Annotated in this window: 13 protein-coding genes; 12 read left to right on the top strand and 1 reads right to left on the bottom strand. The window is 36.3% G+C overall.

The window, feature by feature from the left end; translation table 11 throughout:
* The first annotated feature begins 1 nt into the window (after position 1).
* The 8 genes from IV88_RS01770 (at position 2) to pgmB (ending at position 9,230) form a co-directional block, all read left to right on the top strand.
* Positions 2–1,288: an alpha-amylase family glycosyl hydrolase gene (locus IV88_RS01770; protein ID WP_057798102.1), complete on the top strand. Its 1,287-nt coding sequence runs from the start codon at positions 2–4 to the stop codon at positions 1,286–1,288.
* A gap of 141 nt (positions 1,289–1,429) precedes the next feature.
* Complete coding sequence (locus tag IV88_RS01765) at positions 1,430–2,722, top strand: ABC transporter substrate-binding protein (protein WP_057798100.1); 1,293 nt, start codon at positions 1,430–1,432, stop codon at positions 2,720–2,722.
* A 39-nt stretch (positions 2,723–2,761) separates the two neighbouring features.
* Positions 2,762–3,622, top strand: a complete 861-nt coding sequence (locus IV88_RS01760; protein ID WP_057798099.1) for a carbohydrate ABC transporter permease — start codon at positions 2,762–2,764, stop codon at positions 3,620–3,622.
* Positions 3,622–4,434, top strand: coding sequence for a carbohydrate ABC transporter permease (locus tag IV88_RS01755; protein WP_057798097.1), 813 nt, complete (start codon positions 3,622–3,624; stop codon positions 4,432–4,434). The genes IV88_RS01760 and IV88_RS01755 overlap by 1 nt, the downstream gene beginning before the upstream one ends.
* Positions 4,435–4,634: 200 nt before the next feature.
* Positions 4,635–5,111 (top strand): hypothetical protein, encoded by a 477-nt coding sequence (locus tag IV88_RS01750; RefSeq protein WP_147165214.1) that lies wholly within the window; start codon positions 4,635–4,637, stop codon positions 5,109–5,111.
* Positions 5,112–5,126: 15 nt separating this feature from the next.
* Positions 5,127–6,230, top strand: a complete 1,104-nt coding sequence (locus IV88_RS01745) for an ABC transporter ATP-binding protein (protein ID WP_057798093.1) — start codon at positions 5,127–5,129, stop codon at positions 6,228–6,230.
* A 57-nt stretch (positions 6,231–6,287) separates the two neighbouring features.
* Entirely contained in the window at positions 6,288–8,540 is a 2,253-nt protein-coding gene (locus IV88_RS01740) for a glycoside hydrolase family 65 protein (RefSeq protein WP_057798091.1), read from the top strand.
* 15 nt (positions 8,541–8,555) lie between these two features.
* Complete coding sequence (gene pgmB, locus IV88_RS01735) at positions 8,556–9,230, top strand: beta-phosphoglucomutase (protein ID WP_057798089.1); 675 nt, start codon at positions 8,556–8,558, stop codon at positions 9,228–9,230.
* 58 nt (positions 9,231–9,288) lie between these two features.
* Here the strand turns inward: pgmB and IV88_RS01730 are convergent, their stop codons facing one another.
* A complete protein-coding gene (locus IV88_RS01730) occupies positions 9,289–9,930 on the bottom strand; it encodes a C40 family peptidase (protein ID WP_057798087.1) in 642 nt (213 codons plus the stop codon).
* 177 nt (positions 9,931–10,107) lie between these two features.
* On the opposite strand from IV88_RS01730, the gene IV88_RS09165 reads away from it, so the two are divergent.
* The 4 genes from IV88_RS09165 to IV88_RS01715 all read left to right on the top strand — a co-directional run bounded on the left by IV88_RS09165 (position 10,108) and on the right by IV88_RS01715 (position 16,098).
* A complete protein-coding gene (locus tag IV88_RS09165; RefSeq protein ID WP_157059319.1) occupies positions 10,108–10,278 on the top strand; it encodes a hypothetical protein in 171 nt (56 codons plus the stop codon).
* A gap of 48 nt (positions 10,279–10,326) precedes the next feature.
* On the top strand, positions 10,327–12,204 hold the full coding sequence (locus IV88_RS01725) for a hypothetical protein (RefSeq protein ID WP_057798084.1): 1,878 nt from the start codon (positions 10,327–10,329) through the stop codon (positions 12,202–12,204).
* Positions 12,205–12,300: 96 nt separating this feature from the next.
* On the top strand, positions 12,301–14,664 hold the full coding sequence (locus IV88_RS01720) for an ATP-dependent DNA helicase (RefSeq protein WP_057798082.1): 2,364 nt from the start codon (positions 12,301–12,303) through the stop codon (positions 14,662–14,664).
* Positions 14,665–14,820: 156 nt separating this feature from the next.
* A complete protein-coding gene (locus IV88_RS01715; protein ID WP_057798080.1) occupies positions 14,821–16,098 on the top strand; it encodes a NupC/NupG family nucleoside CNT transporter in 1,278 nt (425 codons plus the stop codon).
* Positions 16,099–16,112: the final 14 nt, after the last annotated feature.

Below are 16,112 nucleotides of genomic sequence, written 5' to 3'. Positions count from 1 at the left end.
AATGGCACGTTCAACAAATACAGATTTAAGAAAACAACTTATCTATAGTGTTTTTGTCAGAGATTTTTCAGCAAGTGGCGACTTTAGAGGATTGGAAAATGATTTAAAAAGAATTAAAGATCTAGGAACAGATACAATTTGGTTAATGCCTGTTTATCCGATTGGTAAGGTTGATCGAAAAGGTTCATTAGGCTCACCATATGCAATTAAGGATTATCTGGATATAGATATTAACTATGGAACAAAACAGAGTTTTCACGAGTTAGTAGACAAAATTCATGAAAATAATATGAAGGTCATGATTGACATTGTGTTCAATCATACTTCGAGAGATTCTGTATTGTTGAGTGAACATCCAGACTGGTTCTTAAGAGACAACGAAGGTACCTTAAAGAATAAGAATGAGGAGTGGACCGATGTAGCTGAGTTAGATTATGGCAACCTGGAGCTTTGGGATTATCAAATAAAAGTCTTAAAGCATTATGCTGAGTTTGTGGATGGATTTAGATGTGATGTTGCACCGCAGGTACCAATTGATTTTTGGATGAAGGCTAGATCAGAAGTTACAAAAGTAAATCCGAAAATGATGTGGTTAGCCGAATCAACAGATGGAGAATACGTACGAAGCTTAAGAGATAGAGGGTTTTGGTCCTCGTCAGACGGAGAATTATATAATGCGTTTGATATGACTTACGATTATGAAATAGATCATTTGTGGAGATCATATGTAAAGGGTGAGATTGATGATTCAACTTATGTCGCGAAGCTTAACGAACAAACCGTAATTTATCCAGATAATGCAATTAAAATGCGAGGTATCGAAAATCATGATCAATCCAGAGCACACGATATTATTCCTAATAATAATGATTTAGTTAATTGGACGGCTTTTTATGGTTTCCAGAGGGGATCAATGTTAATTTACAACGGACAAGAAATTGGTGCTAAACATACACCTAGCTTATTTGAGAGGGAACCAATTGAATGGGCTGATATTCAAATTGATTTAAGTGATTTAATTAAGAAATCACATGAATTAATGCAAGATGATATTCAAGTTGATGGAGCTTATAAAGTTGTTAGCCAAGGACACGGAATAGTCTCAGTTGACTATCAACTAGACGATAGAAAACGAATAGGTGTTTTTACATTACGAAGCAATCACGGAATTGCCAAAGTTGATGTAACGGACGGAATTTATAAAAATCTTTTAGATGGAAAAGAGATAAACATCAGTAATGGAATTATTGATGTGAAAGGATTACCAATCATAATTGATATTGGTTAAATTAAAAGCTCACTTCGGTGAGCCTTTTTTTGTGCCAACAAAAACTTGTTACCGATAACATTGAGAAAGCGCTTGCAAACATTGATAAATGGGCTGATACTAGATTTTGTAATAAGAAAATAAATTTAGGAGGTAGTTGTTGTGAACGGTAAATTTTGGAAGCACGTTGGATTAGTTACTGCAGTTGCAGGTACAGCATTAACACTTGCAGCATGTGGTAATGGATCCTCAAACAAGGATGTTAAGATCACAATTTTACAAGGTAAGGTTGAGTCTAATAAGCAATTTAAACAAATTGCTTCAGAATATGAAAAGGCTCATCCAAATGTAAAAATTGAAGTTACTTCTATTGGTGGTGGTACACAATACGATCCAGTTCTTAAGACACGTATTTCATCAGGTAACGCACCAACAATCTTTAGTTTAGATGGCCCTGCTAGTTTGAAACAATTCAAGTCTCATGAAGCAGATTTAAGTGATACTAAAGCTGCTAAAGCCGCACAACCCGGAACTCTAGATGCTGTAAAGAGTGAAGGTAAAACATATGGATTACCATTTAATGTTGAAGGATATGGTTTTGTTTATAACAAATCTGTCTTCAAAAAAGCTGGTATCGATCCAAAGAGTTTAACTTCATATGACAAACTTGACGCAGCAGTTAAGAAGTTAGATTCAGAAAAAGACAAGTTGGGAATTAAGGGAGTATTCGCATTACCAGGTAAAGAAGCATGGGTAATGTCAGACCACTTGTTAAACTTATACTTATCAAAAGAATTTGATGGCAACGCACAAAAGCTATACAAATCACAAAAGATGGAATTTGCTAAGAATGCTGAAATGAAACAAATGCTTGATTTACAAAGCAAGTATTCAATCAAACCAGTAATGCAAATGGATTATGCAGCACAAGTTAACCAAAACTTCTCACAAGGTAAAGCTGCTATGATTCAGCAAGGTGACTGGATTTATCCTACTGTTGACCAAATCGATAGCAAATTTGCACAAAAAGATATCGGTATGATTCCAATTCCTGTTAAAGAACAAGAAGGAAAATTACCAGTTGGTACATCAATCTACTGGGCTGTTAACAAACAAAAATCTAACACAGAACAAAAAGCTGCTAAGGACTTCTTGGACTGGATGTACACATCTAAAGAAGGCAAGAAGAACGTTGTCAACAAACTTCACTTCGTACCTGCATACAAAGGATATGAAGGCATGAAGATGTCAGACCCATTAACACAAGTTGTATTTGATTACACAAATGATCACAAGACATTTGGTTGGGCATTCCCCGGATACACAGGAACACCATGGGACACAACTGTTGCACAACCAAACTTACAAAAATATCTATCAGGTAAACAAGGTTGGGACAAGACCGTTTCAAATATGACTGACGGCTGGGCTTCTCAACAAAAATCAGCACAATAAAAATTGAAAATTCAGGACTAAAACAAAGAGGGTATTATTATGAAAAATCGTAGTCTGTCATTCTGGCTATTCTTGACACCTACCCTCGTTGCATTAGCACTAGTAGTTTTCATTCCAATGCTTGAGGGTCTGTTCTATTCGTTTACGGATTGGGACGGGCTCTCATTTACTAAGATGGTAGGTTTTAAAAACTATATCACCTTACTGCAAGATAAGGCATTCGTGAATGCATTCTGGTTTACAGTTGCATTTGTTATCGTAACTGTAATTTTGCTAAATGTAATCGGGTTAGGTTTGGCCTTACTAGTAACACAAAAATTTAAGGGTAGTAACTTCTTAAGAGCAATATTCTTTATGCCAAATATGATTGGTGGTTTGATTTTAGGATTTATCTGGCAATTCATTTTTACACAAGGATTTGATGCATTAGGATCTGCACTGCATCTTTCATGGCTTCAAAATTGGCTTACAAATGAAACCACTGGATTCTGGGGATTAGTTATTGTAACAGTATGGCAAATGAGTGGATACATTATGATTATCTACATTGCCTACTTGCAAAACATTCCAAATGAAGTCATTGAAGCTGCTGAAATTGATGGAGCTTCTCCATGGCAAAGATTTACAAAAATTACATTTCCAATGATTGCACCTGCATTTACAGTTTGTATGTTCTTAACACTTTCGAATGGTTTTAAGATTTATGACCAAAACCTTTCTCTTACAAACGGTGGACCATACAATTCAACTCAAATGTTGGCGATGGATATTGTTAATACAGCATATAACGCAAGTAACTTCTCTCTAGCAGAAGCTAAAGCGATGGTATTCTTCTTAATTGTTGCTGCTATTTCATTAGTTCAAGTTCTATACAATCGTAGACGGGAGGTCGATTTGTAATGAAAAAAAGAAGTACAACAGTCATTGCTATTGTCGGCGCTTTAATCGGTCTACTATGGTTGTTCCCGTTCTATATGATTGCAACTAACTCATTTAAAACCCCAAAAGGTATTTTTGCATCAGTATTATCGTTACCACATCCAGCTACAGGTGATAACTATGTAAACTCGTTTAAAGCATTAAGTTTTGTTGGATCATTAACAAATTCGCTTATTATAACGATTTGCAGTGTTTTACTGATAATTATTTGTTCTTCAATGGCAGCATATGCATTACAAAGAAATCATTCAAAGTTAAGTGGCGGATTATTACTTTTATTTATTTCTTCAATGTTGATTCCATTTCAATCAGTAATGATTCCTTTAACTGCTAATTTTGGTGGTGTTCACATGCTTAATATGTGGGGATTAATGTTTATGTACTTGGGATTTGATTGTAGTTTATCTATTTTCCTTTACCAAGGAACATTATCAAGTATTCCATTAGCGATGGATGAAGCCGCTGAGATGGAAGGCGCTAACCGTTGGCAAATATACTTTAAAGTTATTCTACCAATGCTTAATCCGATGACTGTAACAGTAGCAATTTTAAATATTATCGCGATTTGGAATGATTATCTATTACCATCGTTGGTACTCCCACAGATTCAATATACAATTCCACTTCAAATGTTTAACTTCTTTGGTGAATTTACCAAACAATGGCATTTGGCATTGGCCGGAATTACGTTATCAGTCATTCCAGTAATCCTGTTCTATCTATTCGCTCAGAAGTGGATTATCAAGGGTGTTACTGATGGAGCTGTTAAATAAAGTTTAATTAATTTTAGTAGGTGAATAAGATGACGAAAGGCAAAGAGACATTAATAGAGGTTGGAAATTGGGTATGGACCTTATTTTCCATTAACGTAATTTGGTTTTTACTAAATTTTCCTGTTATTTTAACTGTAATTCTGATATTTAGTATGCCCTTTGGACTTCCTTTCGTAGCATTTACAGTAGTGCTAATTCTAATGATTACAATCTTTACAATTCCTAGTTTAGCCGGGGTGTTTTCAGCAATTGGACAATGGAAAGAACGTGGCAGTGGAACATATATAAAGTACGTTCTAAGAACCTGGATTAAAGAGGTTAAGTCCATCGTACCCAATTTGATTGAAGGATCAATAATCGGATTGATTGTAATTATGATTAAGGCTTTCGAAGGCAACATTTTTGTTAGTACTTTAGTACTAGTTTGGGGATTGCTAACTACGTTGGTAGTAATTGCTAATGCGTATTTGAAAGGATTGAATAAGGATGATGATTTAACCCAATTTATAATTCAGCATGGTGGGCAATTGCTTGTTTCAACAATTTTGTTTGTGATTATGATTGCACTGAATGGGTATCTTAAATTAGCCTTTCTAATATTAATTTGTAGTATTTCATTTTCAGCTTTAGTAACAGTTAATTTATTAAATAAAAAAAGTAGTTATAGAAAACTTTAGAAGGAGAATACTGACATGGTAGAGATTAATCTAGATCACATTTATAAAAAGTATCCAGAAGCCAAAGATTATTCAGTATCAGATTTTGATCTTCAAATTAAAGATGGAGAGTTTATCGTCTTTGTTGGACCATCAGGCTGTGGTAAGTCCACTACATTAAGAATGATTGCTGGACTAGAAGAAATCACTAAGGGTGATTTTAAAATGGAAGGAAACGTAATGAATAAGGTATCACCTAAAGATCGTGATATCGCAATGGTTTTCCAAAATTACGCTCTTTATCCACATATGAGTGTTTTTGATAACATGGCGTTTGGATTGAATATTCGTAAAAATGACAAGGCAGACACAAAAAAACGTGTTGAAGATGCTGCTAAAATTTTAGGACTATCAGAATTATTAGATAGAAAACCTGCTGCACTTTCAGGTGGTCAAAGACAACGTGTTGCTTTAGGTAGAGCTATTGTGCGTGATGCTAAGTTGTTCTTGTTAGATGAACCATTATCAAATTTGGATGCTAAACTACGTGTTCAAATGAGAACAGAAATTGCACAATTACATCAGCGTTTAGGTCGAAACTTTATCTATGTAACTCATGATCAAGTTGAAGCTATGACAATGGCTGACAGAATTGTCATCATGAACGCTGGACGTATTCAGCAAGTCGGAACGCCAGCTCAACTTTACAATGAACCTGTAAACAAATTTGTTGCTGGTTTTATCGGATCGCCAGCTACAAACTTCTTCGATGTAAAACTTGAGAATGGTCATGTAGTTAATGACGAAGGTATTGATATCGCAGTACCAGAAGGTCAACTAAAGACCTTGAAAGAAAAAGGATATGACGGTAAGGAAATAACTTTGGGTGTTCGTCCTGAAGACGTTCATGCTGAAGAAATTGCACTTCAAACATTCCCAAATGCCAAGGTGAACGCAACGGTTGTTGTATCTGAATTGATGGGTGCTAATACAATGCTGTATTCAAAACTGGGTAATATCGACTTTATTGCTGAAGTTAACTCACGTGATTATCATGAACCAGGCGATAAGTTAGAAATGGCCTTTGAAATGACAAAAGCACATTACTTCGATAAAGAAACTGAAGAAACCATTATTTAGATAAAATTGAGGGCAGAGGGATGTTATTCTCTCTGTTCTTCTGTAAGGAGGACAATCATGCAACGAATTTTTGAAATTGATCCTTGGAAGATTGTGACTCACAAACTTGATAAGGAAAATAAACGATTGCAGGAAAGTATGACCAGTATTGGGAATGGTTATATGGGAATGCGCGGGATGTTTGAAGAAGACTATTCCGGAGATACACTTCATGGACTTTACATCGGTGGTATTTGGTATCCAGATAAGACTGTTGTTGGTTGGTGGAAAAATGGTTATCCCAAGTATTTTGGAAAAGTAATCAATGCAATTAATTTTGCCAAAACTAATATTTTAATTGATGGTGAAAAGGTTGATTTAGCTAAAGATAATATTTCAGATTTTGAAATTTCATTAGATATGAAAAATGGAATTTTAACTCGTAAGTTCACAATTACTAAGGGCGATAAGAAATTAGCATTTACAATTGATCGCTTTGTCAGCATTGCTGATAAGCAATTGTTTGAATTGAGTTATCATGTTGAAAATCTATCTGATGCCCCTGTAAAAGTAGAATTCGTATCAGCAATTGATGCTGATGTTGCAAACGAAGATTCTAACTATGATGAAAAATTCTGGGAAGTTCAAGATAAGAATCAATCAGAAAATGATGCTTATTTGATTGCTAAGACGAAACCAAATAATTATGATGTACCTCAATTTACAGTCGGTGTGAAGATTGAACATCATACTGATATGGATACTCAAAGTGAGTCTGAAAATGATTTAATGGTAAGCAATCATTTCACCAAAGAGATTTCTGCTAAGGGTGAGTTAAGCTTCGAAAAACGAGCTACTGTTGTAACTTCTCGAGCCTATGACGATCCAGCTACTTTGAAAGCAGCAATGGAAACTTTAAGTACGAAGATTAACGCCAAGAGTTTAGACACATTAGTTAAAGAACAGGAACAAGGCTGGGCAGATCGTTGGGAAATGGCTGATGTTGAAATCAGTGGTGATGACGCTGCTCAACAAGGAATTCGCTTTAACTTATTCCAGCTCTTCTCAACCTTCTATGGCGAAGATAAACGCTTGAACATTGGTCCTAAAGGCTTTACTGGTGAAAAATACGGTGGCGCCACATATTGGGACACTGAAGGATTTGCAGTTCCGCTATATCTATCATTGGCAGACCAAGAAGTTACTCGTAATTTGTTAGAGTATCGCTTTAATCAATTACCAGGTGCATTTCATAACGCACGTGAACAGGGGCTTAAAGGTGCTTTGTATCCAATGGTTACCTTTAATGGGATTGAAAATCATAATGAATGGGAAATCACTTTTGAAGAAATTCATCGTAACGGAACCATTGCATATGCGATTTACAATTACACACGTTACACCGGCGACGAATCATATCTAAAATCAAAGGGTATCGATGTATTGACTGCTATTTCTAGATTCTGGGCTGATCGAGTTCATTTTTCAGAAAGAAAACAACAGTACATGATTCATGGTGTTACCGGACCTAATGAGTATGAAAATAATATTAACAATAACTGGTACACGAACTTCTTAGCTCGTTGGACACTTGAATATACACTTGAATCTTTGAAGAAAGTTTCAAGCAGTAAGATGAACGATTTAGCTATTGAACAAAGTGAACTTGATAAATGGCAAGATATTATTGATCGAATGTATCTTCCAGAAGATAAAGATTTGGGAATCTTCTTACAGCAAGATGGATTCTTGGATAAGGATATTAAACCTGTTTCAGCCATTCCAGAAGGTCAACGCCCAATCAACCAAAACTGGTCATGGGATCATATCCTTCGTTCACCATATATTAAGCAAGCTGATGTTTTACAAGGAATTTGGTACTTTATCAATGATTTCACACCAGAACAAAAGAAGCGTAACTTTGACTTCTATGAACCACTAACAGTTCATGAATCAAGTCTGTCAGCTTCAGTTCATGCAATTTTGGCTGCTGATCTTCATTATGAAGATAAAGCTGTTGAGATGTATGCTCGGACTGCTCGTTTAGATCTTGATAACTACAACAACGATACTGTCGATGGTTTACATATCACATCAATGACAGGTAGTTGGCTTGCAATTGTCCAAGGATTTGCTGGAATGCGAGTTCAAGATGGCATGCTATCATTTAAACCATTTGTACCAAAGCAATGGGGTTCATATAAATTCCACGTTAACTTCCGTGGTCGCTTATTGAAGATTACGGTTGACCGTGATGGTTCACGTATTGATCTATTAAAAGGTGAACCAATGGTAATTAAGCTAAATGACCAAGAATTAGAATTGAAATAGTGGAGGAGTGCAGTTATGAAAGGCGTATTATTCGACTTAGATGGCGTAATCACTGACACAGCCAAATTTCATTTTAAAGCTTGGAGTAAATTAGCTAAGGATAAGTTAGATGTTGATTTACCAGCTAGCTTTGAAACAGAGCTAAAGGGTGTTAGCCGAATTGATTCAATGAATAAGATTATTGAATTCTCTGGTAAACAGGCTGATTTTTCAGAAGCAGAAGTTGCCGAAATGGCGGCTGCCAAGAATGATTTTTATTTAAAGGAAATTGATAAGTTAACTCAAAAAGACATTTTGCCTGGAATTGAGAATTTGTTGGATGCTCTTTCAGCAAATAATATTCTATTATCGATTGCTTCAGCTAGTAAGAATGCTCCATTTATTCTTAAAAAGTTAGGATTATTTGAGCGTTTCGACGCCATTGCTAATCCTGAGAATGTTGAACATGGGAAACCTGCTCCAGATATCTTCATTGAAGCAGCAAACCAAATTCACGTAGATCCTAGAGAATGTGTTGGACTCGAAGATGCGGTTGCCGGTGTTCAAGCAATCAATGATGCAAAGGCTGTTTCCGTTGGAATTGGTAATGCCGAAGAACTTAACCAAGCAGATGTAGTTGTAAAAAGTACCGCAGATTTGTCTTATATGCTTTTAGATCAGGCATATGGGGAACATCGCAAAAGATATTAAATACAAAACAATATAAAAAAACTGAAAGTCATTTTTGACTTTCAGTTTTTATTTCTAATTATTTATCAAAATTTACAACACGTGCATAACCAGCAATGTAACCACGCCACCAAGATGACATGTATGTTTCTCTAATAACACCGCGGTCTTGAGCATCAACCATCATATTGTTTCCTTTAACAATAATTCCAACGTGGTCGATAGTTTTGCCACCGTTGTAACTGAAGAAAACCAAATCACCAGGTTTAACATCGCTATGTTTAACGTGTTTGAACTGATTATATTGTTGTTCAGCTGTACGATTGATAGACTTATTTAAAGCGTGTTTGAAGACGTACTGTGTTAATCCAGAACAGTCAAATGTTTTAGGACCAGTTGCACCCCAGGTATATGGTTTACCCATTTGGTCATTCAGAACGTTTTGAATGGATGAAAAATCTTTTCCAGTATTAGTTGTTCCATTTTCATCCGATGTATCACTAAATGTGTCATCATCTTTAATGGCTGCTACTTTAGTATTGGCATTCGTCTGTTGGTCAGAAGAATTTTTATTAGTATCATGATCAGTTTCAATATCAATGATTTTTTGAAGGTGTTCAGGGAACTTTTTAGGTGCCTTTTGATCGGCATGTATGTTGGTACCGGCGAATAACATTACTGCTAATGCAGATAGAGTAATTAATAAGTTACGTTTTAACATATCCGTCTCCGTTTCTAGATTCTATTTTTTTATTATAACAATGATGTGTAACGATTCAATAACAAAGATTTTGCAGAAGTATAAAAACACAACAATTATCTCAATTTCTTCACATTCTAACCAATTGAAAACGGTTATAATAATGGTGATAAATCATAATATTTGAGGGGGATATTCATGAAGATTAAGAAAACTATCACAGGTCTAATTGCAGGAATAAGTTTGTTAGTACCAAGTATTTTAAGTGTTCAGGCAGCCACAATTAAGTCTAGTGATACGTCGGTAGCAACTACCGCTAATACTAATTTGAATTCACAAAACAAATTGACTACAGCTTCTAAAACTTAGGTTAAAAAGCAGCAAGATTTAACTAAAGCGCCAGCCAAGCCAGCGCCAGTGGAAAAGCCAACCGCAGTTAAAGCGGCTGCAACCAGTACAGGATATTCATATGATAAAAATGGCTTTAAAACCGTAACACAAAGTCATGATGTCGATGTTAAACAACCAGATGGATCGACTAAAAAAGAAAGTCACAAATATACTAATACTTATAACGGTAAGGCAGTTACGCTCGCCAATGCTTATTCTGAAGGTATTCTGAGTAAACAAGCTAGCTTAATTAATCAAGTTTTAGAAACTGAACTTGGTCAAAAACCGGATAATCAAGATTTTTACTATTCTGATAATGGATTAACGGTACTACCTAGCCAGGGTGGTTCAGTGACTTTAAATGTTATGTTTAATACTGGCAATACTGTTTCAATCAATACAACCACTCAGAAGTCAGTTGAATCTGGCAAGGATGCTAAGGGTAATCCGCAATATACTACAAAAACAATTAATCACTACTATAACTATGTAGACGGAAAAAGGGTTAATTTAGATCAAGCCGTCTCCAATGGACCACTAAAGTCTGTTTCAAATGAATTAATGCAAATAATCAAGAGCAATTGGAAGAATAAGGCTGATTACCAGGATTTTTACTTCAATAACTCAGGCATAAATATTGTTGATCAAAATGCTCACACGACAACAATCACTGCACAATTTAATAACGACAAACGTGTATCGCTTAGAACTTCATTGTTCTATTTTGATTTTAAAGATAACAAATTTAACACCGTTCAGAAAACAAATAACTATAACTACAACAATGGAAAACGAGTGCAGTTAAGTAACGCATTTAGTACCGGTCAATTTGCTAAATCACAAAGTCTATTAAATAAAACTGTGGCCTCTGAACTAAAAACTAGTGTTGGCAAGCTAAATAAACACCAATTTAGCTTTACTACCAATGGTGTGAATATCCCAACCAAAGGTAACGATTCAGTCGCAGTTAATATTCTTTACAATAATCAAGGCAAAGCCTCTTTTGCTGGAATTACAACTAAGTACACAACCAAAAAGGACGCTAAAGGTAAAGACGTTACAAGTACGAAGACAACGAATAAATACTTTAACTACCGGAATAATAAGGTGGTTAGCAATGCCAAAATGTACAGTGGTTCTGATGCTTACGCTACCGCTCAGTCAGCGCTAACTAAAACTATTAAAAAGTACAAATTGCAAAATAAAGTTTACTATTCTAGTAACGGTGTCGCAGCTGGTGCCTATGCATTAAATGTTTTGTATACATCAAAACCAGCTCAGTCGATTTCAATCGTTCATACTCAGCTAAAAACCAACAGTAAAAAGCAGCTTTACGTAGATCAAACTAATTCATATGCTAACTATCGAAATGATAAATCTGTCAAATTAAGTAACGCTTTCGGCGCGAAAGGTTCATACGCCAGTGCCAATAAGATAGCTTACAAAGTTCTTGGTAAATCAATTAAGTCTGGTTTGAGTAAAAAGGGATTCTATTTCACTAAAGATGGACTGGTAGTTGCCAGTGCCAAGGGTCAATTTTTACAGTTGAGCGTGATTTATAATGGTAAGAGTCGTAAATCTTTTGATATAGTCTCATTTAAGTTAAAGGATAAGAAGTTCGTGCCTGGAGCACCTAAGTATTATGCTTATCGTGGTAATACACAGGTTACATTGAAATCCGCTCTGAAGAATCCTAGTTATTTTGGAAAATTAGAGCGAGGATTACGGACAACGATGCTGAATAATAAGAGTCGTTATCCATATGCAACCAGCAAGACTAATGTTTCTAAACGCGCTGTTATTTATACTAGCAGAGGATTGAATGTTCTTTTCCCTGCTGGTAGTGTAGCGCCAAAGAATGCAGGATTACGAGTAATTTCATTGGATAATAGCTGGTTAAAATAGACCGTGTTATCATATAAATAACGAATAGAAGAGTCGTGGTGCAAAACGTTGTTTTGACACGGCTCTTTTCAGTGCTAATAAAAGGAGGTGGTCTATGTGGCAGATATAAAAATCGGAATTCGACAGCTAGTTGAGTTTGTTTTACGTGCTGGCGATTTGAATGAACAGGGTAATAGTCAAAACACAGCGTTGATTGGAGCCCGGATTCACCGTCAATTACAAAAGGAACGTAGTGCAGATTATCAAAAAGAATATTACGTAAAGCGGATGGTTGACCTAGACGGCGACGATTATGTGATTGATGGACGAGCTGATGGAATTATTGCCGACGAGGACCACCTCTGGATTGAAGAAATTAAAACATCTGACCCCGCATTTAAAGATTTGTCAGAGAACACGCTCACGCTGTACTGGGCTCAGGCTAAAGTATATGGAGCAATCCTGACTCAAGACTTAGATTATGAAAAAGTAACCTTACGTCTTACTTATTACCAACGCCCTACAGATGAAATTACGACTGAAGAACATGAATACACACGTGAAGAGTTACGCGAGTTCTTTGATGGCTTAGTAGCCGAATATGAATACTGGATCAAATTACGCAATGATTGGCGTATTGTCCGGAATGATAGTATCAAAGATTTAAGTTTTCCCTTCTCTGAATATCGTAATGGACAACGTGATTTAGCAGTTGCCGTCTATAAAACTATTTTGACTGAGCAACGTTTATTTGTGGAAGCACCAACTGGGACGGGAAAGACCATTTCAACACTGTTTCCAACGGTTAAAGCGGTTGGCGAAGAGCAGATCGATCGAATCTTCTATCTAACTGCCAAGCAGAGTACGCGCAAAGTGGCAGAAGATGCAACGGACTTAATGGTTGAACAAGGACTAAAAATCAAAAGTATTACCTTAACAGCGAAAGATAAGATGATTTTCCCCGAAGAAGTTGATGTTAAACCTGAAAACAACCCATATATGGTTGGATACTACGACCGGGTTAAAGACGGCCTTAAAGACGTTTTAGAAAATGAAAATCAGTTAGGTCGAGAGAATATTCAAGCATATGCTAAAAAACACATGCTAGATCCGTTTGAATTTTCGTTGGACCTATCCTTATTCTGTGATTTGATTATTTGTGATTATAACTATCTCTTTGATCCAATGGTGTATTTGCAACGATTCTTTGCGGTCGAAGATAAAAATAACTTCTTCTTAATTGATGAAGCACATAACTTAGTGTCTCGTTCCCGTTCAATGTATTCGGCTACGCTAACGGAGCAAGCCGTGCTAGATGCTGAATCAAACGAGAAAACTAGCACGGGTAATGTTGATAAAAAGCTGCTCAAGAAACGAATGACGCAGGTTGATAATGAGTTTCAGCTGATTCGCAATACGTTTGATGAACAAGGTCAAGATTTGTTAACCGACCGTGACCCACTATCGAGTTTGGAGCGAGCTTTATTGAACTTCAATGAAGCTGCTCGTGAGTGGTTGCCAAAACAACCAGATAATGACTTTACCGATAGTATTTTAGAACTTTTCTTTGCCAGTAATAAATATCTCAAAATCAGTGAGTTCTTTGATGAAAGTTATCGATTATTGATTTCAAAAGATGAAAATCGAAATCTCGTTATTCAGGAACAAATTTTGGATCCTAGTCCGTACCTTGATGAATCACTTAGTAAGGGTCGCGGAGCCATTTTCTTTTCCGCTACGCTGTCACCAGTTGATTACTATCAAGACACACTTGGAAGTGAAGATGGTTTAGTTTTACAAATGGATTCCCCCTTTGCAGATTTGCAGCAGAATATCATTGTGACAAGCTACGTTAATACTAAATACGCCTTTCGTCAGCAAAATATTCCGAATATTATGGATTCAATTGAAATATTAGTTCAGCAGAAGTCGGGACATTATTTAATATTCTGTCCGTCATACGGATTTATGAATGAAATTGTCGCTGCATTTGAAATGGTACATCCAGAGATCGATACGATTGTGCAAAATAATCAGATGAATGATGCTGACCGACGTGAGTTTATGGAACGTTTCGAAAATTCATTAGACCAGACTTTAGTTGGATTTGCCGTATTAGGTGGTCTTTTTTCAGAAGGAATTGATTTAACAGAGGACCAATTGATTGGCGTGGGAATTGTCAGTGTGGGATTACCAGGATTGAGTGAAGAACGAAGTTTATTGCAGGAGTACTTTGATGAAAAGAACGGTCACGGTTTTGAATATGCATACCAATTGCCAGGGATGAACCACGTGTTGCAGGCAGCAGGTCGCTTAATTCGAACCAGTCGAGACCGTGGCAACGTCGTATTAATGGATCAACGCTTTGGAACAACTCGTTATTTGAAGCTCTTTCCTAAACATTGGCATAATTTCAAACGAGCTAATTCGACAGACCAATTAAAAAACATTATCTCTGATTTTTGGAAGAATGAGGACTAACCCATTTTAAAATTGGAGCCTACCACTACATGTTGTGGTAGCGTTAGAATTTTTTTTAGAGAATCTTTACATTTTGTGTTTACAGATTGATTCTAAATCAGTATATTAATACTAATGTCTGTTGCATAGCTTTTAGGAAAGAAGGAGATTTTCGCGATGTTTTTGTTGGTTAATATCATTGGTATCTTCCTGTTTATGGGAGTTGCAGTACTATTTTCTAAGGACCGTAAGAATATCAACTGGCAATCAGTTGGAATCATGTTAGTGGTTAACTTATTCTTGGCTTGGTTCTTAACTAGCTTTTCAATCGGTGTGGATGGAGTTAAAGCCGCTGCCGATGGATTCAAATGGTTAGTTGATGTTTCTTATCAAGGAATTGCCTTTGCATTACCAGATTGGGTTCATGTAAAACAAATGAACTTCGTAACAAGTGCTTTACTACCAATCTTAATGATTGTTCCGATGTTCGATATCCTTACATATATCGGTGTGCTACCTTGGATTATCAAGTGGGTCGGACGTGGTCTTGCATTTATCACACGCCAACCAAAGTTCGAATCATTCTTTGCCGTTGAAATGATGTTCTTAGGTAACACTGAAGCACTTGCTGTTTCAAGCTTACAATTACGTCAAATGAAGTCTCAACGTTTAGTTACAGTAGCTATGATGTCAATGAGCTGTGTTACAGCCTCAATCCTTGGCGCATATACATTAATGATGCCAGGTCAATATATCATTGCCGCCGTTCCAATCAATATCGTTAATGCTATTATTGTTACTTCCATTCTAAATCCAGTAGTTGTTACTCCTGAAGAGGATACAATTGCTAAAATCGGTGGCGCAGGTTCTGCCGATGCTAATACACAAACAACAGAAACAGGTTCAGAAGAAGTTGCTGAAGCTCAAGTTGAAGAAGAAGTTCGTGCAGAACGCGAACCATTCTTCTCGTTTTTAGGAGATTCAATTCTTGGCGCTGGTAAATTAGTTTTGATTATCACTGCTAACGTTATCGCCTTTGTCGCTTTAGCTGCTTTAATTGATAAGGTGTTAACAATCTTCGCTCCATGGTTAACACTTGAAAATATCTTAGGCGTCATCATGTTCCCATTTGCATGGCTCATGGGTCTCAATGTTCATGATGCATTCCAGTTTGCTCAATACATGGGTACTAAGTTAGTAACCAACGAATTTGTTGTTATGGGTAAGGTTTCACCAATCATTAAAGATTTCCAACCCCATTTCAAAGCGATGCTAACTGTATTCCTTACTTCATTTGCAAACTTCTCAACAACCGGTATGATTATCGGTGCCTTCAAGGGCTTGGTTGATCGTAAGAAGAACGATGTAATTTCTAAGAACGTGGGCTACATGCTCCTTTCAGGAATTCTCGTTTCACTTCTATCTTCAGGTCTTGTAGGACTATTTACTTGGTAAAACTAAATCGAACT

Source organism: Pediococcus argentinicus (genome assembly GCF_001437605.1).
Classification (GTDB): Bacteria; Bacillota; Bacilli; order Lactobacillales; family Lactobacillaceae; genus Pediococcus; species Pediococcus argentinicus.
This window is presented reverse-complemented; position numbering and strand designations above follow the sequence as displayed.

What these genes read in the sequence shown, in the direction of transcription:
- IV88_RS01770 (WP_057798102.1), top strand. Translation starts at nt 2, where the DNA reads ATGGCACGTTCAACAAATACAGATTTAAGAAAACAACTTATCTATAGT.
- IV88_RS01760 (WP_057798099.1), top strand. Translation starts at nt 2,762, where the DNA reads ATGAAAAATCGTAGTCTGTCATTCTGGCTATTCTTGACACCTACCCTC.
- IV88_RS01755 (WP_057798097.1), top strand. Translation starts at nt 3,622, where the DNA reads ATGAAAAAAAGAAGTACAACAGTCATTGCTATTGTCGGCGCTTTAATC.
- IV88_RS01750 (WP_147165214.1), top strand. Translation starts at nt 4,635, where the DNA reads ATGATTACAATCTTTACAATTCCTAGTTTAGCCGGGGTGTTTTCAGCA.
- IV88_RS01745 (WP_057798093.1), top strand. Translation starts at nt 5,127, where the DNA reads ATGGTAGAGATTAATCTAGATCACATTTATAAAAAGTATCCAGAAGCC.
- IV88_RS01740 (WP_057798091.1), top strand. Translation starts at nt 6,288, where the DNA reads ATGCAACGAATTTTTGAAATTGATCCTTGGAAGATTGTGACTCACAAA.
- pgmB (WP_057798089.1), top strand. Translation starts at nt 8,556, where the DNA reads ATGAAAGGCGTATTATTCGACTTAGATGGCGTAATCACTGACACAGCC.
- IV88_RS01730 (WP_057798087.1), bottom strand. Translation starts at nt 9,930, where the DNA reads ATGTTAAAACGTAACTTATTAATTACTCTATCTGCATTAGCAGTAATG.
- IV88_RS09165 (WP_157059319.1), top strand. Translation starts at nt 10,108, where the DNA reads ATGAAGATTAAGAAAACTATCACAGGTCTAATTGCAGGAATAAGTTTG.
- IV88_RS01715 (WP_057798080.1), top strand. Translation starts at nt 14,821, where the DNA reads ATGTTTTTGTTGGTTAATATCATTGGTATCTTCCTGTTTATGGGAGTT.